This is a genomic window from Nocardia cerradoensis NBRC 101014 (genome assembly GCF_000308535.1).
Lineage (GTDB): Bacteria > Actinomycetota > Actinomycetes > Mycobacteriales > Mycobacteriaceae > Nocardia > Nocardia cerradoensis.
Genome location: NZ_BAFW01000147.1, coordinates 1 through 26142, shown reverse-complemented (window position 1 = coordinate 26142; position 26142 = coordinate 1). Strand labels below are relative to the sequence as shown.

At 68.6% G+C, this 26142-nt stretch carries 26 protein-coding genes; 16 read left to right on the top strand and 10 right to left on the bottom strand.

Annotated elements, in window-relative coordinates; genetic code table 11:
• The 3 genes from ON23_RS16140 to ON23_RS16130 all read left to right on the top strand — a co-directional run.
• Positions 1 to 663, top strand: a 663-nt coding sequence (locus ON23_RS16140; RefSeq protein WP_039779164.1) for a methionyl-tRNA formyltransferase, incomplete at its 5' end; no start/stop codon positions are given.
• A 297-nt stretch (positions 664 to 960) separates the two neighbouring features.
• A complete protein-coding gene (locus ON23_RS38480; protein WP_167331862.1) occupies positions 961 to 1209 on the top strand; it encodes a hypothetical protein in 249 nt (82 codons plus the stop codon).
• Positions 1203 to 2537: an RsmB/NOP family class I SAM-dependent RNA methyltransferase gene (locus ON23_RS16130; protein ID WP_373282193.1), complete on the top strand. Its 1335-nt coding sequence runs from the start codon at positions 1203 to 1205 to the stop codon at positions 2535 to 2537. Before ON23_RS38480 ends, ON23_RS16130 begins: the two co-directional genes overlap by 7 nt.
• A gap of 6 nt (positions 2538 to 2543) precedes the next feature.
• Here the strand turns inward: ON23_RS16130 and ON23_RS16125 are convergent, their stop codons facing one another.
• Entirely contained in the window at positions 2544 to 3740 is a 1197-nt protein-coding gene (locus ON23_RS16125; RefSeq protein ID WP_083904006.1) for a YeiH family protein, read from the bottom strand.
• Positions 3741 to 3843: 103 nt separating this feature from the next.
• Between ON23_RS16125 and ON23_RS16120 the strand changes: the two genes are divergently transcribed.
• Positions 3844 to 4773 carry a LysR family transcriptional regulator gene (locus ON23_RS16120; protein ID WP_039779160.1) on the top strand — a complete coding sequence of 310 codons (930 nt, stop codon included), beginning with the start codon at positions 3844 to 3846 and terminating at the stop codon, positions 4771 to 4773.
• Between the two features lie 9 nt (positions 4774 to 4782).
• On the opposite strand, the gene ON23_RS16115 is transcribed toward ON23_RS16120, so the two are convergent.
• Together ON23_RS16115 and ON23_RS16110 are read right to left on the bottom strand one after the other, a co-directional pair.
• Complete coding sequence (locus ON23_RS16115) at positions 4783 to 5706, bottom strand: RNA polymerase sigma factor SigF (protein ID WP_083904005.1); 924 nt, start codon at positions 5704 to 5706, stop codon at positions 4783 to 4785.
• Positions 5706 to 6128 carry an ATP-binding protein gene (locus ON23_RS16110; protein ID WP_036502614.1) on the bottom strand — a complete coding sequence of 141 codons (423 nt, stop codon included), beginning with the start codon at positions 6126 to 6128 and terminating at the stop codon, positions 5706 to 5708. The genes ON23_RS16115 and ON23_RS16110 overlap by 1 nt, the downstream gene beginning before the upstream one ends.
• 123 nt (positions 6129 to 6251) lie before the next feature.
• Between ON23_RS16110 and rpe the strand changes: the two genes are divergently transcribed.
• The gene (gene rpe / locus ON23_RS16105) at positions 6252 to 6914 is read left to right on the top strand and encodes a ribulose-phosphate 3-epimerase (protein WP_039779158.1); all 663 of its coding nucleotides are present in this window, start codon (positions 6252 to 6254) and stop codon (positions 6912 to 6914) included.
• Here the strand turns inward: rpe and ON23_RS16100 are convergent.
• Positions 6886 to 7353: a hypothetical protein gene (locus tag ON23_RS16100; RefSeq protein WP_039779156.1), complete on the bottom strand. Its 468-nt coding sequence runs from the start codon at positions 7351 to 7353 to the stop codon at positions 6886 to 6888. The genes rpe and ON23_RS16100 overlap by 29 nt on opposite strands.
• Positions 7354 to 7842: 489 nt before the next feature.
• Here ON23_RS16100 and ON23_RS16095 point away from each other — a divergent pair, with 489 nt between their 5' ends.
• From ON23_RS16095 to ON23_RS16080, 4 genes are all read left to right on the top strand, one after another.
• Entirely contained in the window at positions 7843 to 8463 is a 621-nt protein-coding gene (locus ON23_RS16095) for a riboflavin synthase (protein WP_039779154.1), read from the top strand.
• A gap of 81 nt (positions 8464 to 8544) precedes the next feature.
• Positions 8545 to 9795: a bifunctional 3,4-dihydroxy-2-butanone-4-phosphate synthase/GTP cyclohydrolase II gene (locus ON23_RS16090; RefSeq protein WP_036502604.1), complete on the top strand. Its 1251-nt coding sequence runs from the start codon at positions 8545 to 8547 to the stop codon at positions 9793 to 9795.
• A gap of 30 nt (positions 9796 to 9825) precedes the next feature.
• Complete coding sequence (ribH, locus tag ON23_RS16085) at positions 9826 to 10305, top strand: 6,7-dimethyl-8-ribityllumazine synthase (protein WP_036502603.1); 480 nt, start codon at positions 9826 to 9828, stop codon at positions 10303 to 10305.
• A gap of 4 nt (positions 10306 to 10309) precedes the next feature.
• Positions 10310 to 10813: a PH domain-containing protein gene (locus ON23_RS16080; protein WP_051042758.1), complete on the top strand. Its 504-nt coding sequence runs from the start codon at positions 10310 to 10312 to the stop codon at positions 10811 to 10813.
• 4 nt (positions 10814 to 10817) lie between these two features.
• On the opposite strand, the gene ggt is transcribed toward ON23_RS16080, so the two are convergent.
• Entirely contained in the window at positions 10818 to 12761 is a 1944-nt protein-coding gene (ggt, locus tag ON23_RS16075; protein ID WP_039779153.1) for a gamma-glutamyltransferase, read from the bottom strand.
• 100 nt (positions 12762 to 12861) lie between these two features.
• Here ggt and ON23_RS16070 point away from each other — a divergent pair, with 100 nt between their 5' ends.
• Positions 12862 to 14331, top strand: a complete 1470-nt coding sequence (locus ON23_RS16070) for an amino acid permease (RefSeq protein ID WP_039779152.1) — start codon at positions 12862 to 12864, stop codon at positions 14329 to 14331.
• A 21-nt stretch (positions 14332 to 14352) separates the two neighbouring features.
• Here ON23_RS16070 and ON23_RS16065 read toward each other — a convergent pair whose 3' ends face one another.
• Positions 14353 to 14766 carry a DUF3291 domain-containing protein gene (locus ON23_RS16065; protein WP_039779151.1) on the bottom strand — a complete coding sequence of 138 codons (414 nt, stop codon included), beginning with the start codon at positions 14764 to 14766 and terminating at the stop codon, positions 14353 to 14355.
• 88 nt (positions 14767 to 14854) lie between these two features.
• Positions 14855 to 15658: an ABC transporter ATP-binding protein gene (locus ON23_RS16060; RefSeq protein WP_039779148.1), complete on the bottom strand. Its 804-nt coding sequence runs from the start codon at positions 15656 to 15658 to the stop codon at positions 14855 to 14857.
• A 247-nt stretch (positions 15659 to 15905) separates the two neighbouring features.
• Here ON23_RS16060 and ON23_RS16055 point away from each other — a divergent pair, with 247 nt between their 5' ends.
• Complete coding sequence (locus ON23_RS16055; RefSeq protein WP_083904003.1) at positions 15906 to 17954, top strand: MFS transporter; 2049 nt, start codon at positions 15906 to 15908, stop codon at positions 17952 to 17954.
• Between the two features lie 90 nt (positions 17955 to 18044).
• On the opposite strand, the gene ON23_RS16050 is transcribed toward ON23_RS16055, so the two are convergent.
• A complete protein-coding gene (locus ON23_RS16050) occupies positions 18045 to 18743 on the bottom strand; it encodes a haloacid dehalogenase type II (protein ID WP_039779146.1) in 699 nt (232 codons plus the stop codon).
• 169 nt (positions 18744 to 18912) lie between these two features.
• Here ON23_RS16050 and ON23_RS16045 point away from each other — a divergent pair, with 169 nt between their 5' ends.
• Positions 18913 to 19632, top strand: a complete 720-nt coding sequence (locus tag ON23_RS16045; RefSeq protein ID WP_039779145.1) for an MBL fold metallo-hydrolase — start codon at positions 18913 to 18915, stop codon at positions 19630 to 19632.
• A 145-nt stretch (positions 19633 to 19777) separates the two neighbouring features.
• Entirely contained in the window at positions 19778 to 20344 is a 567-nt protein-coding gene (locus tag ON23_RS16040) for a hypothetical protein (RefSeq protein WP_039779144.1), read from the top strand.
• Here the strand turns inward: ON23_RS16040 and ON23_RS16035 are convergent.
• Positions 20341 to 22047, bottom strand: a complete 1707-nt coding sequence (locus ON23_RS16035; protein ID WP_051042757.1) for an FAD-binding dehydrogenase — start codon at positions 22045 to 22047, stop codon at positions 20341 to 20343. The two genes, ON23_RS16040 and ON23_RS16035, sit on opposite strands and share 4 nt — an antisense overlap.
• 91 nt (positions 22048 to 22138) lie before the next feature.
• Here ON23_RS16035 and ON23_RS16030 point away from each other — a divergent pair, with 91 nt between their 5' ends.
• The gene (locus ON23_RS16030; RefSeq protein WP_039779142.1) at positions 22139 to 23425 is read left to right on the top strand and encodes a winged helix-turn-helix domain-containing protein; all 1287 of its coding nucleotides are present in this window, start codon (positions 22139 to 22141) and stop codon (positions 23423 to 23425) included.
• Here the strand turns inward: ON23_RS16030 and ON23_RS16025 are convergent.
• Positions 23403 to 24443, bottom strand: coding sequence for a bile acid:sodium symporter family protein (locus tag ON23_RS16025; RefSeq protein WP_051042756.1), 1041 nt, complete (start codon positions 24441 to 24443; stop codon positions 23403 to 23405). The two genes, ON23_RS16030 and ON23_RS16025, sit on opposite strands and share 23 nt — an antisense overlap.
• A gap of 71 nt (positions 24444 to 24514) precedes the next feature.
• On the opposite strand from ON23_RS16025, the gene ON23_RS16020 reads away from it, so the two are divergent.
• Positions 24515 to 25369, top strand: a complete 855-nt coding sequence (locus tag ON23_RS16020; protein WP_039779141.1) for a LysR family transcriptional regulator — start codon at positions 24515 to 24517, stop codon at positions 25367 to 25369.
• Positions 25370 to 25422: 53 nt separating this feature from the next.
• Positions 25423 to 26142, top strand: a 720-nt coding sequence (uvrC, locus tag ON23_RS16015) for an excinuclease ABC subunit UvrC (protein WP_039779140.1), incomplete at its 3' end; no start/stop codon positions are given.

Here is a 26142-nt window from a genome sequence, read left to right as displayed (position 1 = left end):
TACGGCGCGCTGCTGCCGCGGGTGGTGCTCGACATCCCGCGGCACGGCTGGGTCAATCTGCATTTCTCGCTGCTGCCCGCGTGGCGCGGCGCGGCGCCGGTGCAGGCGGCGGTCCTGGCCGGCGACGAAATCACCGGCGCCTCGACCTTCCGTATCGAGGAGGGCTTGGACACGGGGCCGGTCTACGGCGTGGTCACCGAACGCATCGGCATCACCGACACCGCCGGATCCCTGTTGGAGCGGCTGTCGATCTCCGGTGCGCAGCTGCTCGAATCCACCCTCGACGGCATCGAGGACGGCACCGTACAGGCCGTGCCGCAATCCGGTGAGGGCATTTCCTATGCGCCCAAGGTAGAGGCCGACGAGGGCCACATCCGCTGGGATCAACCGGCGCTGGCGGTCGGCCGCCGGATTCGCGCCGTCACTCCGGCGCCGGGCGCGTGGACCCAGATCGACGGTAAGCGACTGAAACTCGGGCCGGTCGAACTGGTCGAGGACCAGCTGCCCGAGCGGGTGATCGAGGTGCGCAAATCCGGCGTCTACATCGGCACCGCCACCACGGCCGTGCGCTTGGATCAGGTGCAACCCCAGGGCAAACGGATGATGGCCGCCCTGGACTGGGCCCGCGGCGCCCGCCTGCAGCCCGGTGCGGTGGTCGAGTGACCGGCCCACGTCGAGAAGGCGAACGACCCGACCGCGACGGCCGGAAAACGAGCGATACGGGCCGTGGAAAAGGCCGGGCGGACAACGGATCTCGGCATCGCGGCGACGCGAAGCCGGGTTCGGGCGGCCGGGACGGTGATGCCACTCGGGCCCGTCGGCGCGCGGGGCTCGATTCGTCGCAGGACCGGGCGCGACGCTCCGGCGAGAGTGGTGCTCGCAGTGCCGGGCGCGCCGACGCCGGATCGGGACGAGGCCACGATGCCGCACCCGGCGATGACACCTCGAAACGAGCCTCCGATGGCCCTGGGTCGGCTGGGAAACCTGCCGTGGGGCAGCAGAAGTCGTCGCGACCTGCGGCAGGCGCGGGTTCTGCGCGGCGCGAGGGCACCGGAAAACCGTCGCGGGGTGCCGACCCGCGGCGCGGGCCGCGTCGGGATTCCCGCGGCGACGATTCGCCGCGCGGCGCGGATTCCCGTCGGGCGGACGGTGATGTGCGCCGGGCCGGTCGCTCCGCAGACCGGATTCAGGGACGACGCGGTGTGGTAGGTGACGCTCCAAGGCTGGTCGCCCGCGATGTGTTGCGAGCGGTGCGTGAGCGCGACGCGTACGCGAACCTCGTGTTACCTGTCCTGTTGCGCGAATACGGATTGTCCGGGCGCGACGCGGCGTTCGCGACCGAACTCGCCTACGGCTCCTGCCGCGCGATGGGCGTCCTCGATGCGGTGATCGCCGAATGCGCGGGACGTCCGATCGCGGAGATCGACGGCCCGCTGCTCGATGTCCTGCGCTTGGGCGTCTATCAACTGCTGCGGACCCGAGTGGGATCACACGCCGCGGTGGATACGTCGGTCGATCTGGTGCGCACCGAATCCGGCAGCGGCAAAGCCGGTTTCGTGAACGCGGTGCTGCGCCGGGCCGCGGCCCGCGCACCGGAGCAGTGGGTCGAGGATCTGGCGCCCGCGGATCCGATCGGCCGCATGGCATTCGAATTCGGGCATCCGGTCTGGATCGCGCAGGCCTTCGCCGACGCGCTCGGTGCGCGGGCGGGGGAGCTGCGCGATCTGCTCGCCGCCGACGACGAACGCCCGATCGTGCATCTGGTGGCGCGGCCCGGCGATATCACCGCCGAGGAATTGGCCCTGGTCAGTGGTGGTGAGGAGGGCCGCTGGTCACCGTATGCGGTGTATCTGGACAGCGGCGATCCGGGGCAGCTGGAAGCGGTGCGCGAGGGAATGGCCGCGGTGCAGGACGAGGGCAGCCAGCTCGTCGCGTTGTCGCTGACCCGAGCGCCGCTGCTGGGCGAGGACGGCGGGCGCTGGCTCGATCTGTGCGCCGGCCCGGGCGGTAAGACCGCGCTGCTCGGCGCCCTGGCCGATATCGATCGGTATCGGGTCGACGCCGTCGAACCCGCCGAACACCGGGCCGATCTGGTGCGCAAGGCGACGCGCGGCCTCCCGGTCACCGTCCATGTGGTCGACGGTCGCGACTCCGGGCTGGAACCCGGCTACGACCGCATCCTGGTCGACGCGCCGTGCACCGGGCTGGGCGCGCTGCGCAGACGCCCGGAGGCGAGGTGGCGGCGCACCCCGGCCGATGTGCGTGACCTGACCACGCTGCAGAGCCAATTGCTCACCGCCGCATGGGATCTGCTGCGCCCGGGCGGTGTGGTGGTGTACTCCACCTGTTCCCCGCACCTGGCCGAAACCGTCTCGGTCGTCTCCGATTTCGTCCGCCGCCGCGACGCCGAACAACTCGACACCCACGCGTTGCTGCCGGGAGTCACCGACACCGGTGACGGTCCCGCCGCCCAACTGTGGCCCCACCGGCACGGCACCGACGCCATGTTCATGGCCGCTCTGCGCAAACCGCTCTGACATCGCTCAGCCGGCCAGAACCGCACCGATGAGGGCGATGCCGGCCACCCACACGGTCGACAGGAACGCCAGGATCAGCGGGCGCGGCCCGACGCGGCGCAGGGCGGCCAGGCGGACGCCCGCGCCCAGGGCGAACATGGCGGCGGTGAGCAGCGCGGTCTGGAGCAGTTTGGCCATGCCGAGCACCGATTCGGGCAGGAGTCCGGTGGTGCGCAGTGCGGCGCAGGCCAGGAAGGCGACGACGAACAGCGGGATCAGGGGCGGCCTGCGGGTGCCGGGCGCGGTGTCCTCGCGCCGCCGGACCTGCCAGCCGATCACCGCCAGCACCGGTGCCAGCAACACCACCCGCGCCAGTTTCACCACGACCGCGACGGTCAGCGCGGCGCCTCCGATCGCGCCGCCGGTCGCGACGACCTGAGCCACCTCGTGCACGGACCCACCGGCCCAGATCCCGGCGGTGCGATCGTCGAGGCCCAGAGCGCCCGACAGCAGGGGCAGCACGCCGATCATGATCGTGCCGAACACGACCACGAGCGCGATCGCGGTCAGTACTTCCTCGTCTTCGGCGTCGACCACGCCGTCCACCGCCGCCGCGGCGGCCGCACCGCAGATGGAGAATCCGCATGCGATCAGCAGTCGCTGCGTCCAGCTCAATCCCAGCAGCCGGCCCATGACCATCGTGCCGCCGATGCCGAGGGCGACGATCGCCACGACCACCGCGATCACGGCGGGCCCGAGCCCGAGAATGTCGGCGAATGTCAGTTGCAGGCCGAGCAGCGCGACGCCGACGCGCAGCAGCCGCTTCGCCGAGAACTGCAGCCCCGGCTGCACTCGCTGCGGCAACGGCACGCAATTGGCGAGCACCGCCCCGACGACGATCGCCAGCAGCAGCGGGCTGACCGTGGGCGTGAACTGGGCGATACCCAGCACGAGCGCGGTGATCGCGACCGTCAGGGTCAACCCGGGGACGATATCCGCCCCGCCGGCGGCCCCCGAGCGCCCGGCACCGACTCCGCGTCGCCCGAGCCGGGCTCGCGACCGTCGGAGCGTGCCGGCCGAGGAATGCGTGCGGGAGGATTCGAATCGCTGCGAACCGGCCGCGAGCTTGTCGGTATCACCGGTGCGGTCGGCCGCGCCCGGCTCGGTGGTGCCGGGCACGTCGTCGGCGCTCTCGGCCGCTCGCGAGGAATCCAGACTTGTCATGACGACAACGGTCTCGTGAATCGGTGCGGTCCGGTAGCGGCCGAAACGGCATCGCACTCATATCCCCGTGATATGTATCGGGCTCAACGCATATGATTGCGGTATGGCCGACGTGCGCCCCGACCTGGGTTTCCTCGAGCTGCTGGTCGCCATCGACGACCACGGCAGTCTCGGCGCGGCCGCACGCTCGATCGGCATGGCGCAGCCGAACGCCAGCCGTGCGGTGCGCCAGTGGGAGCATCGGCTGGGCTTGGCCCTGCTGCGCCGCTCACCGCGCGGGTCCACGCTGACCCCCGCGGGAACCGTCGTCGTGCACTGGGCGCGCGAGGTGCTGGCGGATCTGGACCGGCTACTCGACGCCGCCGCCGCACTGCGTACCGATCAGGAGGCCGAACTCACCATCGCCGCCAGCATGACGGTCGCGGAATGTCTGCTACCGGGGTGGCTCGGCACGTTCCGCCGCGGTCATCCGGATGTGAAAGTCCATCTGCAGGTCCACAATTCGCGCCAGGTGTGCGACCGGCTGGTGGCGGGGGAATGCGATCTGGGATTCGTCGAATCGCCGGACGTGCCCGACGGGTTGCCGCATGTGACCGTCGCGCACGATCGACTGCTCGTCGTGGTCGATCCCGGGCATCCCTGGGCACGCCGCCGCGCACCGCTCACCGTCGCCGAACTGGCCGCGACACCGCTGGTGGTGCGCGAACCCGGATCCGGCACCCGCAGCACCCTCGACGTCGCGCTGGCCGAATATCCGCGCGCCGAACCACTTCTGGAACTCGGCAGCGCCGCGGCCATCCGCACCAGCGTGCTCGGCGGCGTGGGGCCCGCGGTGCTGAGCACGCTGGCGGTCGGCGACCCGCTCGAGCGTGGCGAACTGCGCGCGGTCACCGTCGCGGGCCTGGATCTGCGGCGCACCCTGCGCGCGGTGTGGCGTCCACCGCGCAAACTCGGCGGCCCGGCCGGGCAACTCGTGTCCGCCATCGTGCACGCCCAGCGCGCCGCGACACCGGCTACACCCGATCCGGCGTAGCGCACCGCGTCACTCGCGGGCGCTCTGCTCCCTGAGCCGCGCAAGGGTTTTCGCGAGAATGCGGGAGACGTGCATCTGCGATATCCCCATCCGCTGCGCGATCTGGGTCTGCGTCATCGATTCGAAGAAGCGCATGGTGAGGATCCGTCGTTCCCGTTCGGGCAGGCCCGCGAGCAGCGGCCGGATCGCCACATACTCCTCGACCCGGTCGAACTGCGACTCCTCCTCGCCGAGGGTGTCCAGCAGCGAGGCCTCGGTGTCGCGGCCCACCGACACCGCGTCGATGGAACTGGGCTGGTACGCGTTGCCCGCGATGACGGCCTGGGTCACCTCGTCGGGATGGATGTCGAGTTCGGCGGCGATTTCCTTGGCGGTCGGGGAGCGGCCCAGCGACTGCGAGAGCGTGTCGATCGCGGAACCGATGCGCAGATGAGTTTCCTTGACCCGCCGGGGAACTCGCATCGCCCAGGTGTTGTCGCGGAAGTAGCGCCGGACCTCGCCCATGATGGTGGGCACCGCGAAGGACAGGAAATTCGAGCCGCGCGAGACGTCGAAACGGTCGACGGCGTGGACCAGCCCGACCCGAGCCACCTGCGTCAGGTCGTCGAACGGTTCGCCGCGGCCGCTGAATTTGCGCGCGATGTGGTCCGCCAACGGAATACAGCGGTTGATCAACTCGTCGCGCAGTTCGGCGCGGCGGTCGTCACCGGCCTCCGACAGTGCCTGGAACAGCAGATTCACATCGTCGTATCCGGAGACCGAACCGGTGACCTCGGCGACCTCGTCACCGTCCTCCTCGTCGTCCGGGGTGGCCTCGCCGTCCGCGCGGCCCTCGCCGTCCTCGGCGCCGGTGTCGTCAGGGGATCCGCTCGCGGCCGTACCCGCGGTGTTCTCGGCGTCCTCGGCCTCGAACACGTTGTTCTCGTCGGCCACTACGCCTTCCCCCGGACCCGGCGAAATTCGACCACCGTCGGGTATCCGGAAATCGCCGAATCGAAGGGTTCCTGCGCGACGTCGATGCCGTCGGTGAGCGTCCGCAGCACATGCCAGCCGAAGCTGCGCTGGTCGGGCAGTTTCGAGGTGGCCGCGATCCCGGCCACGCGGACGAGGAGATCGTTGTCGCCGACGGTGAAGCGGCACTGCAGCGTGCTGCCCGGAACGGCGAGTTCGATCAGTGTCGAGCACGCCTCGTCGACGGCCAGCCGGATGTCGGCGACCTCGTCGAGTGTGAAATCGCTGAGCAGGACCAGTGTTTCGGCCAATCCGCGCACGATGGGCAGTTGCGACACGGTGGCCGCCACTCCGATTTCGACGGGTGTGCTGCGCAGTCCCTCTTCAGCCGACATGTTGATCACCCTACGAAGGCTACCCAACTTCGCGTCGCGCAATCGCCGACAGTGCCGAAAACCGGTGTGATCGACCCAGTACACTCACGCGCTGTGTCCCTCTCGAATTCCCACTTTCACCGGCCGTCGCCGATGATCGCGCCGTCCATCCTGTCCGCTGATTTCGCTCGTCTGGCGGAGGAGGTGCGCGCCGTCGAGGGAGCGGACTGGCTGCACGTCGATGTGATGGACAACCACTTCGTACCGAACCTGACCCTCGGCCTGCCGGTGGTGCAGAGTCTGCTGAAGACCACCGACATCCCGCTGGACTGCCATCTGATGATCGAGGATCCGGCCCGCTGGGCGCCCCCGTACGCGGAGGCCGGTGCCTACAACGTGACCTTCCACGCGGAAGCGACCGACGATCCGGTCGGGGTGGCCCGGGATATCCGCGCCGCCGGCGCCAAGGCCGGATTGTCGGTGAAACCGAATACTCCCATCGAGCCGTACCTGGAAATTCTGCGCGATTTCGACACGCTGCTGGTGATGAGTGTCGAGCCCGGATTCGGCGGTCAGTCGTTCATTCCGCACGTGCTGGAGAAGGCGCGTGCGGTCCGCCGGCTCGTCGACAGCGGTGAATTGCGTCTGGTCGTCGAAATCGACGGCGGCATCAATATGGACACCATCGAAGCCGCCGCCGAGGCCGGTGTGGACTGCTTCGTCGCCGGTTCCGCGGTGTACGGAACGGATGATCCGGCCGCGACCGTGGAAGCCTTGCGCGAGAAGGTTATCGAGGAGCAGGCGGCGCGGCGCTGAGCCGGGCGGCCTCCACGACCGCGACCATGGGGACGACCGCCTCGAGATGGTCGGGAGTCTGCACCCAGATCCGATAGCCGGTCCGTTCGTCCTCGGCGGAGGGCAGCACCACGTGACTGCCGGTGCACGCGACCGTCGTGTACAGCCGGAACAGTTCGGCCGCAACGGATGTGCTGACACCGGCGGAGCACGACGGGCCGGTGATGAAGGTCCAGCGCCGCGCCCGCGGATGGTGCACCACGGGAGTGACCAGTCCGGACTGGGTGAGCTGGCGCAGGACCCGCTCACCCACATCGGCCGGCATGGTGACCGCGCCGAACTGCTGCCCGATCTCGAGCACGATGTGCCGCGATGCGTCGTCCACCGACGCGGGCAGATGAAAGACGCGGCGATACCGCTCGCAACGATCCGTGAGAGACGTATCGATCACCGTGGTCACGCCGCACCCCCATGAGGTTGTTGTCCAATGAACCGTTGGAATCAACTGCATAACAATATTGCTACCGAATTCGCCCTGGTGCAAGCGTTGGGGTTGAATTCGCAGTCACGTGGGTAACAAATTGAATTCGGTCGCTATCCGAGCCGGTAGAAGCCAAATATTCGACCGGTGAAAACCGCAATTCGATTCCCTATTCCTGAAATTGGCCCGCTATTCCTTTTCGGCATTCGGCGATACGGCCGTCGCGCGGGGAGTCGATAGGCCCGCTCGGCGCGTCTCCGGTATGGCGCCCGGTTCGGCGCGCTTTTCCGGTCCGAAAGTCTCGAATGTCCGGCCACGACCGGTCGGTAGGACGGCCGGATGTGCTCTGCTACAGCGCGTCGTTACGCTGATGACACTGCGGCCCGCGGGGAATACCCCGGGCCGCCGGCACCGTTTGCGCTAGCGGACGCCCCGACGCGGTGGGCGCCGGGCTGACAGGAGATACGGATGTTCACAGGCATCGTCGAGGAGCTGGGCGAGATCGTCGCCGCCGAGCGGTCCGCGGACGCGGCCAGGCTCACGATTCGCGGCGCGACCGTAACCTCCGATGCCCGTCACGGCGACTCCATCGCGGTCAACGGCGTCTGCCTGACCGTGGTCGACGTGGTCGACGGCGACAGCTTCACCACCGACGTGATGGGGGAGACGCTCAATCGCTCCGGCATCGGCAAACTCGACATCGGGTCGAAGGTGAACCTGGAGCGCGCCGCGGCGGTGAACAGCCGGCTCGGCGGCCACATCGTGCAGGGCCACGTCGACGGCACCGGGGTCATCCTGTCGCGCACCCCGTCCGACAACTGGGAGGTCGTGCGGATCTCGTTGCCCGACAGTCTGGCTCGCTACGTGGTCGAGAAGGGGTCGATCACCGTGGACGGCATCTCGCTGACCGTCTCGGGCCTCGGCGTCGACGAGGCCGGCGAACCCGGGCACCGCGACTGGTTCGAGGTCTCGTTGATCCCCACCACCCGCGAACTCACCACCCTCGGCGCCGTGCCCGCCGGCACCACGGTGAACCTGGAGGTCGACGTCATCGCCAAATACGTCGAGCGACTCCAGCAGCGTGGCTGACCGGAGCAACCGCGACGTCGTACCGGCGACCCGACCCAGTAGGCTCGAGTCGCACCTAATCCGAAGTGGAGCACAGCAGACGTGACCAGGTTCGACACCATCGAGCGCGCAGTCGCCGATATCGCCGCCGGTAAGGCGGTCGTCGTCGTCGACGACGAGGGCCGGGAGAACGAGGGCGACCTCATCTTCGCCGCGGAGAAGGCGACCCCCGAGCTGGTGGCTTTCATGATCCGATACACCTCCGGCTACATCTGTGTGCCGTTGACCGGTGCGGACTGCGATCGGCTGGGCCTGCCGCCGATGTATTCGATGAACCAGGACAAGCACGGCACCGCCTACACGGTGTCGGTGGACGCGCGCGAGGGCATCAGCACCGGCATCTCCGCCGCCGACCGCGCGACGACCATGCGCCTGCTGGCCGATCCGGCCTCGCGCGCCGACGAGTTCACCCGGCCCGGCCATGTCGTGCCGTTGCGCGCCAAGGACGGCGGGGTGCTGCGGCGCCCGGGCCACACCGAGGCGGCCGTGGATCTGTCCCGGATGGCCGGCCTGAGCCCGGCCGGTGTGATCTGCGAGATCGTCAGCCAGAAGAACGAGGGCGATATGGCCCGCACCGAAGAGCTGCGGATCTTCGCCGACGAGCACGAACTCGCGCTGATCTCGATCGCCGACATGATCGCGTGGCGCCGCAAGCACGAGAAGCAGGTGGAGCGGATCGCCGAGGCGCGCATCCCCACCAAGTACGGCGAATTCAAGGCCGTCGGCTACAAGAGCATCTACGACGACGTCGAACATGTGGCGCTGGTGCGCGGCGATCTGAGTGTCGACTCCGGTGACGACGTGCTGGTGCGTGTGCACTCGGAATGCCTCACCGGTGATGTGTTCGGCTCGCTGCGCTGCGATTGCGGGCCGCAGCTGGATGCCGCGATGGAGATGGTCGCCGCCGAGGGACGCGGTGTGGTGCTCTACATGCGCGGGCACGAGGGGCGCGGCATCGGCCTGATGCACAAACTGCAGGCCTATCAGCTGCAGGATTCCGGGCACGACACCGTGGACGCGAATATCGAACTGGGCCTGCCCGCCGATGCCCGCGACTACGGCACCGGGGCGCAGATCCTGGTCGATCTCGGGATCAAGTCGATGCGGCTGCTCACCAACAATCCGGCCAAGCGGGTCGGCCTGGACGGCTACGGCTTGAGCATCACCGAACGGGTGCCGATGCCGGTGCGGGCCAATGCCGAGAATCTGCGGTATCTGCGTACCAAGCGCGACCGGATGGGCCACGACCTGGTCGGCCTGGACGACCTGGACCTCGGCGAGACCGCGCAGTAGTCGGAAATTCGTGAAAAGGGGTATCGGTCGATGAGCGGTACGGGTGTACCGGAGTTCGCGCTGGCGGACGCGAAGGATCTGCGGGTCGGCATCGTCGCCTCGCGGTGGCACACCACCATCTGCGATACGTTGCTCGCCAATGCCGAGCGGGTGGCCCGGGAAGCGGGCGTCGAGCAGATCACGGTGGTGCGCTGCGCCGGGGCGATGGAGTTGCCGGTGGTCGCGCAGGCGCTGGCGCGCACGCACGACGCGGTCGTGGCGCTGGGTGTCGTGATCCGCGGGGGGACACCGCATTTCGAATACGTCTGCGATGCGGTGACGGCCGGGCTGACGCGCGTGTCGCTGGACGAGGGCACGCCGGTCACCAACGGGGTACTCACGGTGAACACCGAGGAGCAGGCCCTCGACCGCGCGGGCCTGCCGGATTCGGCCGAGAACAAGGGTGAGCAGGCGAGTGCGGCGGCCCTGGATGCCGCGCTGACCCTGCGCGCCCTGCGCCGAGAAGCCTGAGCCGATGCCGCCGGTCGTGCACCTGTTCAAACGCGGTCCGCAGCCCCCGGCCGCGGACGCGCCGCAGTGGGATCTCGAGGTACGTCCGCGCCGGGCGGTGCGCACCGCACGCATCGTGGCGGCCGTGATCGCGGTGTTGTTCATCCTGGCCGGGGTGTTGTCGAGCCATTCGACGACCGGGGTGAACTTCCGCGGCGCCGACCAGGTGGCGATCATCTGCTTCGGATTGTTGCTGGCCGGTGCCGTGCTGCTGCTGACCCGGCCGCGGGTGCGCGTCGGACCGCAGGGGGTCGTCGTGCGCAACATCCTGGGCGACAACGAGTTCCGCTGGGCCGATATTCGCGGCGTCGCGATTCCGGACAAGAAGGCCTGGGCGCGACTGGAATTGGCCGGTGACGAATACGTCCCGATGCTGGCGATCCGCGTCAACGACAAGGATCACGCCGCCCGGGCGATGGATCGCTTCCGCGAACTCGGCGCGAAATACACCGCCGCGCAGCAGGACTGACCGGTCAGCGGGCGTCGCCGAGGACGATGCCCTCCCGGCGGGGATCCGCTCCGCCGATCCAGCCGCCGCTCTCGCGCTGCAGGGCGCTGAGCCCGCTGGACTGCGGGTCGACCGAGACCTGATGCCCCAACTCGCGCAGTTTCTGCACCAGCGGATCGTGGGCGCCGTTGTCGGTGGCGTCGATCGCGGGATGTTCCCCGCCCACCCCGGTCACCGGCGTGTTCGCCGCGCCGAAGGCCACCTGCGAGACCGCCTGCTGCGGATCCAGGTGCCAATCCAGCAGGCCCACCAAGGCTTTCACCACGAACTGGATGATGACCGAACCGCCGGGAGACCCGGCGACGTCGACCAGTTGACCGCGGGACCCGTCCGGCGTCCGATCGAAGACCAGGGTGGGGCTCATCGAACTGCGCGGCCGCTTCCCGGGCTGGACCCGGTTGGCCAGCGGCACACCGGCGGCATCGGCCGGTTGGGCACTGAAGTCGGTGAGCTGGTTGTTCAGGACGAATCCGTCGACCAGATGGAACGATCCGAACGCCGATTCGACGGTGGTGGTCATGGTCGCCGCGTTGCCGTACCGGTCCACCACGGAGATATGGCTGGTGCCGTGCTCGGGTTGCTGCACGCCGGTGCCGAGCGGGACCGGACCGAAGTCACCCGGCTGCGCGGTGCCCATGGAATGGTTCGGGTCGATGAGCGCGGCCCGCTGCTTCAGATAGTCCTTGTTCACCAGCGCGGCGGGTGAGCCGCCGGGCAGCGGAACGAAATCGGGATCGGCGATGTACTTGTCGCGGTCGGCGTAGGCGAGCCGTTCCGCCTCCGAGATCAGATGCACCGCTTCGGCTTTCGGGACGCCGCCGTTGCGGTCGAGACGGTCCGGGGACAGGCCGGTGAGGTCGAAATTCTCCAGAATCCCGAGGGTCGCGGCGACGGTGATACCGCCCGAGGACGGATTGGGCATCCCGCAGATCCGGTGGCTGCGGTAGTCGGTGCACAGGGCGGTGCGTTTCTTCGCCTGATACCGCGCGAGATCGTCCAGCGAGATCTGCCCCGGGGTGCGGCCGCCGCTGGTGGTCGCGGTGGCGTCGACGATGTCGCGGGCGACCGCTCCGGTGTAGAAGGCGTCGGGGCCGTCGGAGGCGATGGCACTCAACGTCTTCGCCATGGCCGGATTGGCGAGGTGGAATCCGCGCGGTTTGGGGGAACCGTCCGGCTGCAGGAAGTACTGCTTGGCATTCGCGTCCCGGGCCAGGTCCGGGGCCGACTGCGCGATCTGGCTCGCCATCCGGGCGCTGATGTCGAAACCGTTGTCCGCCAGCGAAATCGCGGGACCGAACAGGTCGCGCCAGGACTGCTTGCCGTGGTCGCGATGGGCCGCCTCGAGCAGTCGCAGCACGCCCGGCACGCCGATCGACCGTCCGCTGGCGCGGGTATTCGGTTGCGGCATCGACTGATCGGTGTCACTGACCCAGCGCAGATAGTTCTCGGTCGCGGCGGCGGGGGCGACCTCGCGACCGTCGTAGGCGTCGACCGATCCGGCCGCGGCGTCGTAATAGAGCAGGAATGCGCCACCGCCGATGCCCGAGGCCTGCGGTTCGACCAGGCCCAGTACCGTCTGCGCGGCGATCAGCGCGTCGGCCGCGGTGCCGCCGTCGGCCAGGACCTCGCAGGCGGCGTGGGTGGCCAGCGGGTTCGCGGTGGAGACCGCGAAGGTGTGGGTGCGTACCGGGGTCATATCGCTGCGGTATCCGGTGGCGATCTCGGGGTTGGTGGCCAGATTCGTCGCATTCGGCACCGGTCCCGCCGCCGCCGTGATCGGGGTGCCGTCCGGGCCCTCGACACAGCTTCGGCCGGCCTCGGAGGTGGTGGACGAGCAGCCCGTGAGCAGTCCGGTGGTCAGCAGCAGGGCGGCGCTCGCGCCGGCCAGAATCGCTCGCGTGCGCCTCATGCAGGCACTTTAACGCGCACCGGCCCCACCACGCCGGGCATCATTCCCACACCGGGTAACGTCGAGCCGCCCCGACCTCGACCAAGGGATCACCCCACCGATGAGCGAGATACCAGCACAGACGCACCTGTCCGCGGAGGACAGCGGCTATCACAAGAGCCTCAAGCCGCGGCAGTTGCAGATGATCGCGATCGGCGGCGCCATCGGCACCGGCCTGTTCCTCGGCGCCGGCGGGAGGCTGGCGCACGCGGGGCCGGGACTGTTCCTGGTGTACGCCGTCTGCGGTGTCTTCGTCTTCTTCATCCTGCGGGCATTGGGCGAACTGGTACTGCACCGGCCTTCGTCGGGGTCGTTCGTCTCCTACGCGCGCGAGTTCTACGGGGAGAAGGCGGCTTTCATCGCCGGCTGGACCTACTTCCTGAACTGGTCCATGACGGGCATCGTCGACACCACCGCGATCGCCACCTATCTGCACTACTGGGGCGCGTTCGGTGCGATCCCGCAGTGGGTGCTGGCGCTGATCGCGTTGTGCCTGGTGTTGAGCGTGAATCTGGTCTCGGTCAAATGGTTCGGTGAACTCGAGTTCTGGGCGGCGCTGATCAAGGTCGTCGCGCTGGTGTCGTTCCTGATCATCGGCGTCGTCTTCCTCGGCGGGCGATTCCGGGTCGACGGGGCCGCAACGGGTTTCGGGTTGGTCGCGCAGTCCGGTGGCTGGTTCCCGACCGGGGTGCTGCCGCTGGTCACGGTCGCCTCGGGAGTGGTGTTCGCCTACGCCGCGGTGGAGATGGTCGGCACCGCCGCGGGCGAGACCGAGAATCCGCAGCAGATCATGCCGCGCGCCATCAACTCGGTGATCCTGCGTATCGCCGTGTTCTATGTCGGCTCGCTGATCCTGCTGGCTCTGCTGCTGCCCTACACCGCCTACCACGCCGACGAGAGCCCGTTCGTCACCTTCTTCACGAAATTGGGTGTCCCGCATGCCGGTTCGGTGATGAATCTGGTCGTGCTCACCGCCGCGTTCTCGAGTCTCAACGCCGGCCTGTACTCCACCGGACGCATCCTGCGCTCGATGGCGGTCAACGGCAGCGCCCCGCGATTCACCGCCCGGATGAACAGCCGCGGTGTGCCCTACGGCGGCATCGTGCTGACGAGCCTGATCGCTCTGATCGGTATCTGGCTCAACTACATCGTGCCGGCGCGCGCCTTCGAGATCGTGCTCAACATCGCGTCGCTGGGCATCCTGTCCTCCTGGGCGACGATCGTGCTGTGCCAGCTGGCGCTGTGGCGGCGCTGGCGGCGTGGTGAGCTGGAACGTCCCGCGTTCCGCATGTTCGGCGCCCCGTACACCGGCATCGCGACCTTGGTCTTCCTGGCCGCGATGCTGGTGCTGATGGCCTTCGATCACCCGGTCGGCACCTGGACGGTGGCGAGTCTGGTGATTCTGATCCCGGCGCTGATCGTCGGCTGGTTCGCGGCCCGCTCGCGGGTCCTGGAGGTGGCGCGGCTGCGGGAACCACCCGAGGACGAGCAGCCGGCCAGGCGTTCGGAATCGGTCCCGGTCGACGACTGATCCGGCCGGTCGGCGGTCGTCTCAGAGAACGGTTGTGCTGCTTCGCTTCTCGCGTTCCTCCGCGATGCGACGTCGCGCCTCGGACCAGTCGATCGGCAGCTCGGCGGCGGGGACGGACCAGAACACGAACGTCGATTCGCGCATCACCGCGCGGGCGCGCACGATGGCCGAGGCATGCGGATCGGTGCGGGCGTAGGCGCCGATCGCCTCCTGATCGGTCCAGGCCGACAAGGTCCAGAACGTGCGCCGGGTGAGGTCGGCCTTCAGGGCGATGCCGAGGGCGCCGGGGGAGCGGCGGGCCTGGCGTCGCAGCACGATCGAGGTCGCAAGGAAGCCGGGCACGTGCCGCAGTGACCGGACTTCGAGCCGCGAGGCCATGATCTGCACGGTATCGGTGGTGGGCCGCTCGACGGTGACCCAGGGCAGGGTGGGCATGGCAGAGAACTTTCGACGAGGCGAGGGAATGCTGACGCCTGCCCAACATCGCATGTTCCACGAATCTTGTCAATGACAAGATTCGTGCTCAGGTGCGTACGCTGCGCTCCGCCCGCACCTGCCAACGCCCGTCGTCGGTGCGGGTCAGCCGGATCGGATGGTCGAAACAGGTGCTGATGTTGCCGCTCGTCAGCACCTCGTCCACGGGTCCGCTCGCCACGCAGCGTCCCGCGCGCAGCAGGAGCACATGGGTGGTTCCCGGCGGTAATTCCTCGAGGTGATGGGTGACCAGGACCGACGCCAGTTCGGGATGGGTGGCCTGCAGCAGATCGATCCGGTCGATGAGCTGTTCCCTGCCGCCGACGTCCAGGCCGGTGGCCGGTTCGTCGAGCAGGAGCAGGCGCGGCTCGGCGATCAGCGCCCGGGCGATGAGGGCGCGTCCGCGCTCGCCTTGCGACAGCGTCGGCCAGCGGGCGTCGCGGCGATGGGTCAGCCCCATGAGTTCGATGAGCCGATCCGCCTCGGCATCGTCTTCGGGCGTCGGTGACCAGCGCTGCTTGATATCGGCGGTACCGGTCAGCCCGGTCAGGACCACCTCGTGTGCGGTGAGGGGGTAGGGCGGAGCGTGCCGCGGGTCGACATGGCCGATGGCCGTGCGCAATTCGCGCATATCCACCCGGCCCAGCCGATGGCCGAGGACGTGCACGCTGCCGTGCGTGGGGTGTTCGAAGGCGCCGAGCATCTTCAGCAGTGTCGTCTTGCCGGCGCCGTTGGGGCCCAGTAGCGCCCAATGCTCGCCGGCGCGCACAGTCAGCGACACCGCGGACAGGATCGGATTGCGGTTGCGCACGAAATCTACGGCGTCCACCTGCAGGATGGGGGAGTCGACCATGGGCCCACGGTAGCAAACTCCTCAGACAAGCTGATAGGTCGAGGATTGCACAAACCGGTCTGCGAATATTCGGCAACCGTCGACCGGTCGGTATGTGCCCCGCAATCAGATCGGTCGGTTCGATCGAGTTGCGCGAAAAGTGATGTGGATCACGATTGGTCGCTACCCTTTTCCCACCCGGTGCTCGTGCGGAATCACAAGAGATCCTCCCGCGACGAGATGCCGTGGTCAGAAAGGCATCTCGACCATGAGCTCGACCTCGACAGCAGCCGCTCCCACCCTGCTCACCGGATTGTGGCGGCGAAAACTACCGCACTATCCCGATACCCCCGCCCGCTCCTGGTATCTGACGCTCGTGGTGATCACCTCGATCGTGCTGTACTACCAGCTCTTCGTGGCGGGCGCGGTCGGAAATCAGCTGATCGCCTACTTCCACCTCTCCTTCGCCTATTTCGTGTGGATCTTCATCATCGGCGCGGCCTTCGGCGCCGCGGCCTCGGTGGCGGCGGGCCTGCTCGATCGCTGGGGACGCGCCAACATCGTGGCCTACGGGGTGGTGATCTGTTCGCTGCTCACCCTGTTCGCACTGCCGGCGACGACCACGAAGGTGGCCTATCTCGTCGTCTACTGCGTGGTGAGCGTGGTCGAGGGTGCGGTGCTGGTGGCCACCCCGGCGTTGATCCGGGACTTCTCGCCGCAGCTGGGTCGCGCCTCGGCGATGGGCTTCTGGACCCTGGGGCCGGTGATAGGCGCACTCGTCACCAGCGAGATCACCGCCCGCACCCTCGACAGTCACCCGGACTGGCAGTTTCATTACCGCCTGTGCGGTGTGATCAGCTGTGCGGTCGCCGTCGTCGCGGTGATCGGATTGCGCGAACTGAGTCCGCGCCTGCGTGATCAGGTGATGGTGAGCCTGCGGGATCGGGCCCTGGTCGAGGCGCGGGCCAAGGGGCTGGACGTCGAGTCGCTCGAGCGCGGGCAGTGGCGTCAGATGATGCGCGTCGACGTGGTCGGCTCGGCCCTGGCCATCAGCATCTTCCTGGCATTCTTCTACACCATCGTGTCGTTCCTGCCGGTCTATCTGGCGACGAACTTCGGTTTCACACCGGCGCAGGCCAATGCGCTGGGCAACTGGTACTGGATCGCGAACGCGGTGGCGCTGGTGGTGACCGGCATCGTGTCCGACATCCTCAAGGTGCGCAAACCGTTCATGATCCTGGGCGCGCTGATCAGTATCGCCGGGCTGTACGTCTTCCTCGGCTACACCGATCATCCCGACACCGGCTATTACTCGTTCGCGGTGGTGATGACGGTCATCGCGGTCGGCGGCGGCATCGCCTACGCCACCTGGATGGCGAGCTTCACCGAAACCGTGGAACGTCACAACCCGGCCGCGACCGCGGTCGGGCTGGCCGTATGGGGTGGTGTGCTGCGCACGGTGGTGACCTTCACGCTGTTCGGTCTGCTGATGGTGGTCGACGCGGCCGGGCCGCTGGTCAACAACGGGCCGCGACTGCAGGAGATCCAGGCGCAGTACGGACCGCAGCTGGCGACCATCCAGACCGTCGGCGCGCAGACCATGACGCAACTCGGTGCCAATCCCGCCGATCCGGCCGCTCAGATGGCCGCGCTGACGAAGCTGACCGGAGCGGCGCCCGCCGACATCCAGGCCACGATCGCGTTGAACGCGCGCTATCCGCAGGAATTGGCGACATTGCAGGCGGTGGATCCGGCGACGCTCGGCGCGCTGGCGGTGAATCCGACCGATGCGCGGGCCGCGGGTGCCGCGGTCGGTCAGGTGGCGGCGAAGTTCGGCATCAGCCCGGCCGAAGCAGCCGGGCGGCTGGCCGCGACGCAGCAGGTGCCGCGTGACCAGCTCGCGGTCGCGAGCACGGTCGGCCCGAAACTCGTTACCGCGCAATCGCAATTGCAGGCGGTGGCCACCGTCCCGGCCGATGATCTGGCCTATGTCGCCGCGCACGGCCCCGAGGTGAAACAGGCGGCCGCCGATTCTCCGGTGCAGTGGCGGCAGTGGTGGTGGATCTGCCTGATCGCCCAGGTGCTGTTCCTGCCGTTCGTGTTCCTGATGGCCGGGCGCTGGAGTCCGAAGCGGGCCGCCGCCGATGCCGCCGAACACGACCTGCGCGTGCGCCGGGAACTCGTGGCGCTGGCGGAAGCGGATGCCGGGGCGCGGACCACGGCAGAGCCGGTGGCTGTTGCCGGAAGTGCTTCCGGCGCAGATGAATCGGCGGAGGGCGAAGCTGCTCCGCCTGCCGAGCCGGCGCCCGCGGGGTAGTTCCGCGACGCGCGCGGGGTCCGGAATCTACGCATAGGTTCCGGACCCCGACCCGCGTCGATCGTCGAATGGGCGAGTGCGCTCGCCGGTTCAGCACCCCAGTTGGTCGGCCAGATCCTCGAAATCGGTGGCATTGAGGTCGAATTCGTCGCTGAACGCGGTGTCCGCCAGGGCCGGATCGCCGAATTCGAGCGGCCGTGCGACGAAGGCGGTGCGGAAGCCGAGGGCGGCCGCGGCTCGGATGTCGTACTTGTGGCTCGCGACCATCATGATCTCGCCCGGCTGGGCGCCGAGGTAGCGCGCGGCCATGCGGTAGGTGCGGGGATCAGGCTTGTGCGCACCCGCCATCTCGGCCGTGAACACGGCGTGCCACGGGAAATCGCAGTGCCGGGTGATGCTGACGACCGCGTCGACGTCGGCGTTCGACAACGTCGCGAGCGTATAGCGGCGTCGCAGGCGGGTCAGGCCCGGCACGGCATCCGGCCAGGGGTCCAGGCGTTTCCATGCGGAATTCAGTTCGGCGCGCACGTCGGAGGCCACCTCCATACCGTGCTCGGTGAGCAGGTCGTCGAGTGCGGCGCGATAGATCGAATCGACGCTGACCCAATGGTCGCCGACCGCGGCGGTACCGCGGAAATACGCTGCGCGCCAATCGTTCACGAACGCGGACCAGTCCCGGCCGGGATACCGCTGCCCGAGCAGTGCCGCGGCCGCCGCGACGACGGTGGAATGAAAATCGGTGGCGGTGCCCTGGACGTCGAACAGCAGTGCCTTCGGCCGGTCGCTCATGATCGCGATCGTATCGGCGGCCGGCTGGCGAGCCGCTCGGCCGGGCGGCCCTATCGACCTCACCGTGTGATCTGGATAACATCTGATTCGGGGGTCGACTCGAAGACAGCGGGTCCGCGCCGCCGGAGGTGAGCCCGCCGGCGCGCGAGGCCCGGATGGGAGCGAGATCATGCAGACCCGTACCGATGAGATAGCCGACCGGATCTACCGGATATCCACCTTCGTGCCCGAGGTCGGTCCGACCGGATTCAGCTTCAATCAATTTCTCGTCGTCGACGAGGAGCCTCTGCTGTTCCACTGCGGCATGCGCGCGCTGTTTCCACTGGTGAGCGAGCAGATCAACGCGATCGTGCCGCTCGAACGGCTGCGCTGGATCACCTTCGGCCACGTCGAGGCCGACGAATGCGGGGCGATGAACCTGTTCCTCGCCGCCGCGCCGCATGCGCAGGTGGCCCACGGCATCCTCGGTTGTCAGGTCTCGCTCGACGATCTCGCCGACCGCCCGCCGCGCCCGCTGGCCGACGGGGAGGTCATCGAACTGGGCGAGCGGCGCGTCCGCCACATCGACACTCCGCACGCACCGCACAACTGGGAGTCGCGGGTGCTCTACGAGGAGACCACGGGGGTGCTGTTCTGCGGTGATCTCATGACCCAGGTCGGCGACGGGCCCGCACTCACAGAATCCGACGTGGTCGGTCCCGCCGTCTTCGCCGAGGACGTCTTCCGGGCGACGTCACTGGGACCGGCGGTACCGGCCGCCCTGTACGGATTGGCGGAGCTGAATCCGGCGACCTTGGCGGTGATGCACGGCTCCAGCTTCGCCGGGGACGGCGCCGCCGCGCTGCGGGCACTGGCGGCGGACTACGAGAGACGCTTGCTTCCGGCGTGATCGTTTCCGCGCCGGATCGGGCGCCTGGATCCGGCGCGTACCCGCGGCGGGTGTATGCCGACGCGACACCGGGTATGCCGTAGGCGCGCCGAGTGGCGGGTACGGCCCTACACTCGGCACACACATTCGACGGAGGTGATCGGCGGTGCATCCCCAGGATCCGCGTGAGCAGCACACCACGCGGTACGAAAGCGGTTATCAGCCGGGCGGGTATCAGGAACCCGCCTACCAGCAGGATCCCGCTTACCAGCCCTACCGGACGCCGGCCGGAGCGCCGCCCGCGCCCCGGCGGCCCGAGGTGAACGTGGGCATGTTCGCGGGCGGGGTGCTCGCCACCGCGGTCGTCACCGCGCTGGCGGCGTGGCTGTGCGCGTGGATCATCGACGTCGTCGCCACCCGGGCCACCGAGAGCGGCAAGTTCGGCGTCTGGAACCCGATGGCCGAGCAGGGCTATTGGTTCGCCGTGGTCGCGTTCCTGTGCGCCCTGCTCGCCGGCGTGCTCTGGTACCTGCTGCATCTGGGCACGCCGTCACCGGACATGTTCTTCGCCTGGATCGTCGGGATCCTCATCGCGGCCGCGGTGGTCATCCCGCTGACGCTGTCCAGCGATATCTGGGTGGGAGTGTCCACCGCCATCGAACATCTGGTGATCGGCCTGCCGATCTTCAGCCTGACCCGCACCGTCGGCGCGAAGAGCCTGGAGCGGCCCTAACGCGGCAGCCGGGCCAGCGCGAGCCCGGCGGCGCGACCGGAGAAGATGCACCCGCCGAGGAAGGTGCCCTCCAGCGCGTTGTAGCCGTGCACGCCACCACCGCCGAAACCGGCGACCTCACCCGCGGCGTACAGGCCGGGGAAGGCGTCGCCGTCGGAGCGGATCACCTGCGAGTCGAGGTTGGTCTGCAGACCGCCCAGCGTCTTGCGGGTCAGCACGTTCAGCCGCACCGCGATCAGCGGACCGTGTGCGGGATCGAGAATCCGGTGCGGGGCAGCGACCCGGCCCAGTTTGTCGCCGAGTGAGCGCCGCGCGTTGGCGACCGCCATCAACTGCGCGTCCTTGCTGTACTTGTTGTCCAGTTCGCGATCGCGGGCGACGATCTGGTGTTCCAGCGCGGCGACCTCCAGTTGCGGGCCGCGCGCGATCTCGTTCATGCCGCGCACCAGTTCCGGCAGGGTGTCGGCGACGACGAAGTCCACGCCGTGCCGTTTGAACGCCTCGACCGGGCCGGGAGCACCCTTGGCCGCGCGGCTCTTGAGGGTGAGTTTGAGGTCCTTGCCGGTGATGTCGGGATTCTGCTCGGAACCCGAGAGCGCGAACTCCTTCTCGATGATCGACTGAGTGAGCACGAACCACGAGTAGTCGTAGCCGGTGTCGAGGATCGCCTTCATCGTGGCGTTGGTGTCGAAACCGGGGAAACACGGTGCGGGCAAACGCTTTCCGTTCGCGTCGAACCACAGCGACGACGGTCCCGGAATGATGCGGATGGCGTGATCGGGCCAGATCGGATCCCAGTTGTGAATGCCCTCGGTGTAGTGCCACATCCGGTCGCGGTTCACGATGCGCCCGCCGGCCGATTCCGAGATCTCGAGCATGCGGCCGTCGACATGGGCGGGCACGCCCGAGATCATGGTCTGCGGGCACGGGCCGAGCCGTTCGGTGGGCCAGTTCTTGCGGATCAGCTCGTGGTTGTGGCCGATGCCGCCGGAGGACACCAGCACCGCCGGTGCGCGGAATTCGAACTCGCCCACCGTCGTTCGCGACGAGGCCACGCCGCGATCCAGGTCGCTCGGTTCCAGGACGCTGCCCCGCACGCCGACCACCGCGTCGTGCTCGACGATCAGATCGTCGACCCGGTGCCGGAACGCGAATTCGACCAGTCCGCGCTGCTCCGCGGCCAGGACCGGTTCCAGGAAGACGCGCAGCACCTCCGGCCCGGTACCCCAGGTGAGATGGAAGCGCGGCACCGAATTGCCGTGCCCGTCGGCGGTGGCGCCGCCGCGTTCGGCCCAGCCGACCAGGGGAGTCACCCGCAAGCCGAGATCGTGCAGGTACTGCCGCTTCTCCCCGGCGGCGAACTCGACGTAGGCGCGCGCCCACTGGCGAGCCCAGTGGTCCTCGTCGTCGCGATCGAATCCGGCCGAACCCAGCCAGTCCTGCCAGGCCAGCGCGAAGGAGTCCTTGATGCCGAGGCGCCGCTGTTCCGGGCTGTCGACGAGGAACAATCCGCCCAGCGACCAGAACGCCTGCCCGCCGAGATTGTTGCGATTCTCCTGGTCGAGTACCAGTACCCGCCGTCCGGCGCGCGTCAGCTCGTAGGTGGCCACCAGTCCGGCCAGCCCGGCTCCGACGACGATGACATCCGGCTGTTGTGACGGTGCCACGGGCACTCCTCCGCATTCGGGGCGATTTGGATACATTCGTGTATCGAACGTGTTCAAGGTAGCAGATTCGAGCCCTCGCGAACCCGGCTCCGGCATATCTGTCGGTGGGCCATGGCAGATTCGGTGCGTGCGCACCATCACCTCCGCCGCGGCCCGCCGGGCCGCACTCGCCGCCCAGGGATTCGCCACCGCCGCCCGCGACCGCGCGGACGGATCCGGGGGCGCGAGCCGCCGCACCGTGCTCGGCGTCGTCCGCAATACCAAACTGCTGCAACTGGATTCGGTCGCGGCGGTGGTACGGGCGCAGTACGCGCCGGTATTCGCCCGGATCGGTGCCTACGATCGCACGCTGCTCGACGAGGCGATATGGGAACACAGTGCGCGGCGGCCGCGCCGGCTCGTGGAGTACTGGGCACACGAGGCGGCGCTGATTCCGGTGGAGGATTGGCCGCTGCTGCGGTGGCGGATGACCGGTTACGCGCACGGCCGCTGGGGCGGGGCGCGCCGGGTACTCGACGAGAATCCCGATCTGCCGGGACGTGTGCTGAACGTGATCGACCAGGTCGGTGCGTGCACCGCCGCGGAGGTGGAACGGCAGCTCGAGCTGAATCGCCCGCGGCGCAAGGATCATTGGGGCTGGAACCACAGCGACACCAAGGTGGTGTGCGAGATGTTGTTCGCCACCGGGGAGCTCTCGGTGGACAAGCGGGTCGGCTTCCAGCGGCACTACGACCTCACCGAGCGCGTGCTGCCAGCCGAGGTCGTGAGCCGCCGCGTCGACGAAGCGGAGGCGGTGCGTGAGCTGGTCCTGCGGGCCGCCGACGCGTTGGGGGTGGCTACCGAGACCGATCTGCGCGACTACTACCGACTGCATCGGCGCCAGTGCGAACCGGCGCTGGCCGAGCTGGTCGACGCCGGAGAACTCGAGCCGGTGCGGGTGGACGGCTGGGACAAGCCGGCCTATCTGCGTACCGGGGCGCGAATCCCGCGGCGGGTCGACGGCGCTGCCCTGTTGTGCCCGTTCGACCCCCTGATCTTCTTCCGGCCCCGGACCGAGCGACTCTTCGATTTCCACTACCGGATCGAGATCTACACCCCGGAACACAAACGGGTGCACGGCTATTACGTCTTTCCGTTCCTGCTCGACGGTGAGCTCGTCGGCCGGGTGGACCTGCGCGCGGACCGTGCGACCGGCCGGCTGCAGGTGCTCGGAGCGTTCGCCGAACCCGATCGGCCGCACGCGCGTATCGCTCACGAACTGGCCGGGCAGTTGGCGGCGATGGCCGGGTGGCTCGGGCTCGAGACCGTCGTGGTCGGCGAACGCGGCGATCTGGCGGCGGCGCTGGCCGTCGAAGTGGCTGCCCGCGAACGGCTTTCGGTGCCGGCCGGGGTCAGCGTGGGGGAGCCGGGGTGATGTCCGGGACCGCCGCGTCGGGGGAGGTGACCGCTGTGCGGGCCGCCTCGGCCTCGTCCGCGGCGCGACCCCACCGCCCGGCGAGCGCGGCGCAGGTGATCAGCTGGATCTGGTGGAAGATCATGAGCGGCAACACGATCAGGCCGACCGGATGTCCGGCGAACAGGACCGTCGCCATCGGCAGGCCGGTGGCCAGACTCTTCTTGGATCCGCAGAAGATCACCACGATGCGGTCGGCCCGGTCGAATCCGAGCAGCCGGGCCGCTCCCGCCGTCACGCCCAGCACCACCGCCAGCAGGACGATCGCCACACCCACGACCGCCAGCAGGCGGCCCACGGCCAGCCCCTGCCAGACGTGTTCGACCATGCCCGCGCTGAAGGCCGCGTAGACGACCAGGTACACCGAACCGCGATCGACGATCTTGGTGAGGGTGGTGTGCGCCAGTACCCGATGCAGCTTCGGTCGCAGCAGCTGACCGGCGATGAACGGCAGCAGCAACTGCACCACGATCTGCACGATCGCCATCGGCGAGACGGTGGCGTCACCGGTGGTCTGCATCAGCAGCATCACCAGCAGTGGCGTCAGGAAGACGCCCAGCAGGTTCGACACCGACGCGCTGACCACCGCGGCCGCGACATTGCCGCGCGCGATGGCGGTGAAGGCGATCGAGGACTGCACCGTCGAGGGCAGCAGGCACAGGTACAGCATTCCCGTGTAGAGCTCGTCGCTGAGCACCGAGGGCACCAGCAGCCGCATCGCCAGGCCGAGCAGCGGGAACAGGACATAGGTCGCGGTGAGCACCGTGGTGTGCAGCCGCCAGTGCCGCAGGCCGGCCAGCGCCTCGCGGGGTTCGAGCCGGGTGCCGTACAGCAGGAACAACACCGCGATCGCTACCTTGGTGACCCACTCCAGGACGTCGGCCGCGCCGCCGCGAGCGGGCAGGATCAGGCCGATCGCCATCGCCGCGAACAAGCCCAGCAGGAAGCCGTCGATACGGAGTTTGGCCAGCAATGTCACCTCGCCACGGTACGGTGCGAGCCACTGATCGCCAAAGCCGATGGAAGCGATATCTATGAACGAGTATCGTGATGAGTGTGTTCGATCCGGAATTGCTGCGCACCTTCCTGGCGGTCGAACGCGCCGGCGGGTTCACCGCGGCGGGCCGCATCCTCGGCCTGCGTCAGTCCACCGTCAGCGGGCATATCGCCCGGCTCGAGCAGGCCGCGGGCCGCGAACTGATCCGCCGCGACACCCGTAATCTGGCGCTGACCGCTGACGGGGCCGCGATGGTCGGCTTCGCGCGCAGCATTCTGGAAGCACAGGCTCAGGCCGACCGCTACTTCTCCGATTCCCGCCTCACCGGCCTGATCCGGCTGGGCGCCTCCGACGACCTGGTGGCCCGCGAACTGCCCGACGTCCTGCTGGAATTCCAGCGCTCGCATCCGGGCGTGGATCTGGAACTGATCGTCGGGCTCAGCGAGAACCTCAAGACGAGGATGGCGGCGGGCGAGCTGGACCTGATGGTGGCCAAGCGGCTGCCCGGCGAGCGGCACGGGGAACTGCTGTGGCGCGACCGGCTGGTGTGGGCCGGGCGCTCGGGCATCGGCGACATCGTCGACCCGGTTCCTGTCGTGACCTATCCGCCGCCGAGCCTGACCCGGCACGTGGCACTGCGCGCACTCGAGCGAGAGGGCCGGACCTGGCGGATCGCCTGCGTCAGCGACAGCCAGCTCGGGCTGCGGGCCGCCGTGCTGGCCGGCCTGGGAGTCGTTGCGCACGCCGAAACCCTGCTTCCGCCAGGGCTTTTCGCGGTCGAGGACGAGAAGCTGCCGGAACTGGGTGAGCTGGAGTTCGTGCTGCTGCGCCGGCACAGCCGGCTCTCCGAACCCGAGCAGGCACTCTGCGACGCGATCCTCGCCGGCGCCCACCGGATGCACCGATGACGACGACGGTCCGCGCGTCATCCGCTGTCGGTGCCGGTCGTTAACCTGGTGGCGTGGCAGATCCCGCGACCTATCGCCCCGCACCGGGCACCATTCCCGTCGAACCCGGCGTCTACAAATTCCGGGATTCCTACGGGCAGGTGATCTATGTCGGCAAGGCCAAGAGTCTGCGCAGCCGCCTGAATTCCTACTTCGCCGATGTGTCCTCGCTGCATCCGCGCACCCGGCAGATGGTGACCACCGCCGCGAGCGTCGAGTGGACAGTGGTTTCCACCGAGGTCGAGGCGCTGCAGCTGGAGTACAACTGGATCAAGGAATTCGATCCGCGCTTCAACGTGCGCTACCGCGACGACAAGACCTACCCCATGCTCGCGGTGAGTATGAACGAGGAGTATCCGCGGGTGTTCGTCTATCGGGGTGCCCGCAAGAAGGGGGTGCGGTATTTCGGGCCGTACGCCCATGCCTGGGCCATCCGCGAGACGGTGGATCTGCTGTTGCGGGTGTTCCCGGTGCGAACGTGCTCGGCCGGAGTGTTCAAGCGCCACAGGCAGATCGGGCGTCCGTGCCTGCTCGGGTACATCGACAAATGTTCGGCGCCCTGCATCGGCCGGGTCGACGCCGCGGAGCACCGCCGCATCGCCGAGGACTTCTGCGACTTCCTGTCCGGCCGCACCGACCGCATGGTGCGCGAGCTGGAACGCCGAATGCAGTCCGCCGCAGCGGATCTGGACTTCGAGACCGCCGCGCGGCTGCGCGACGATGTCGCCGCCCTC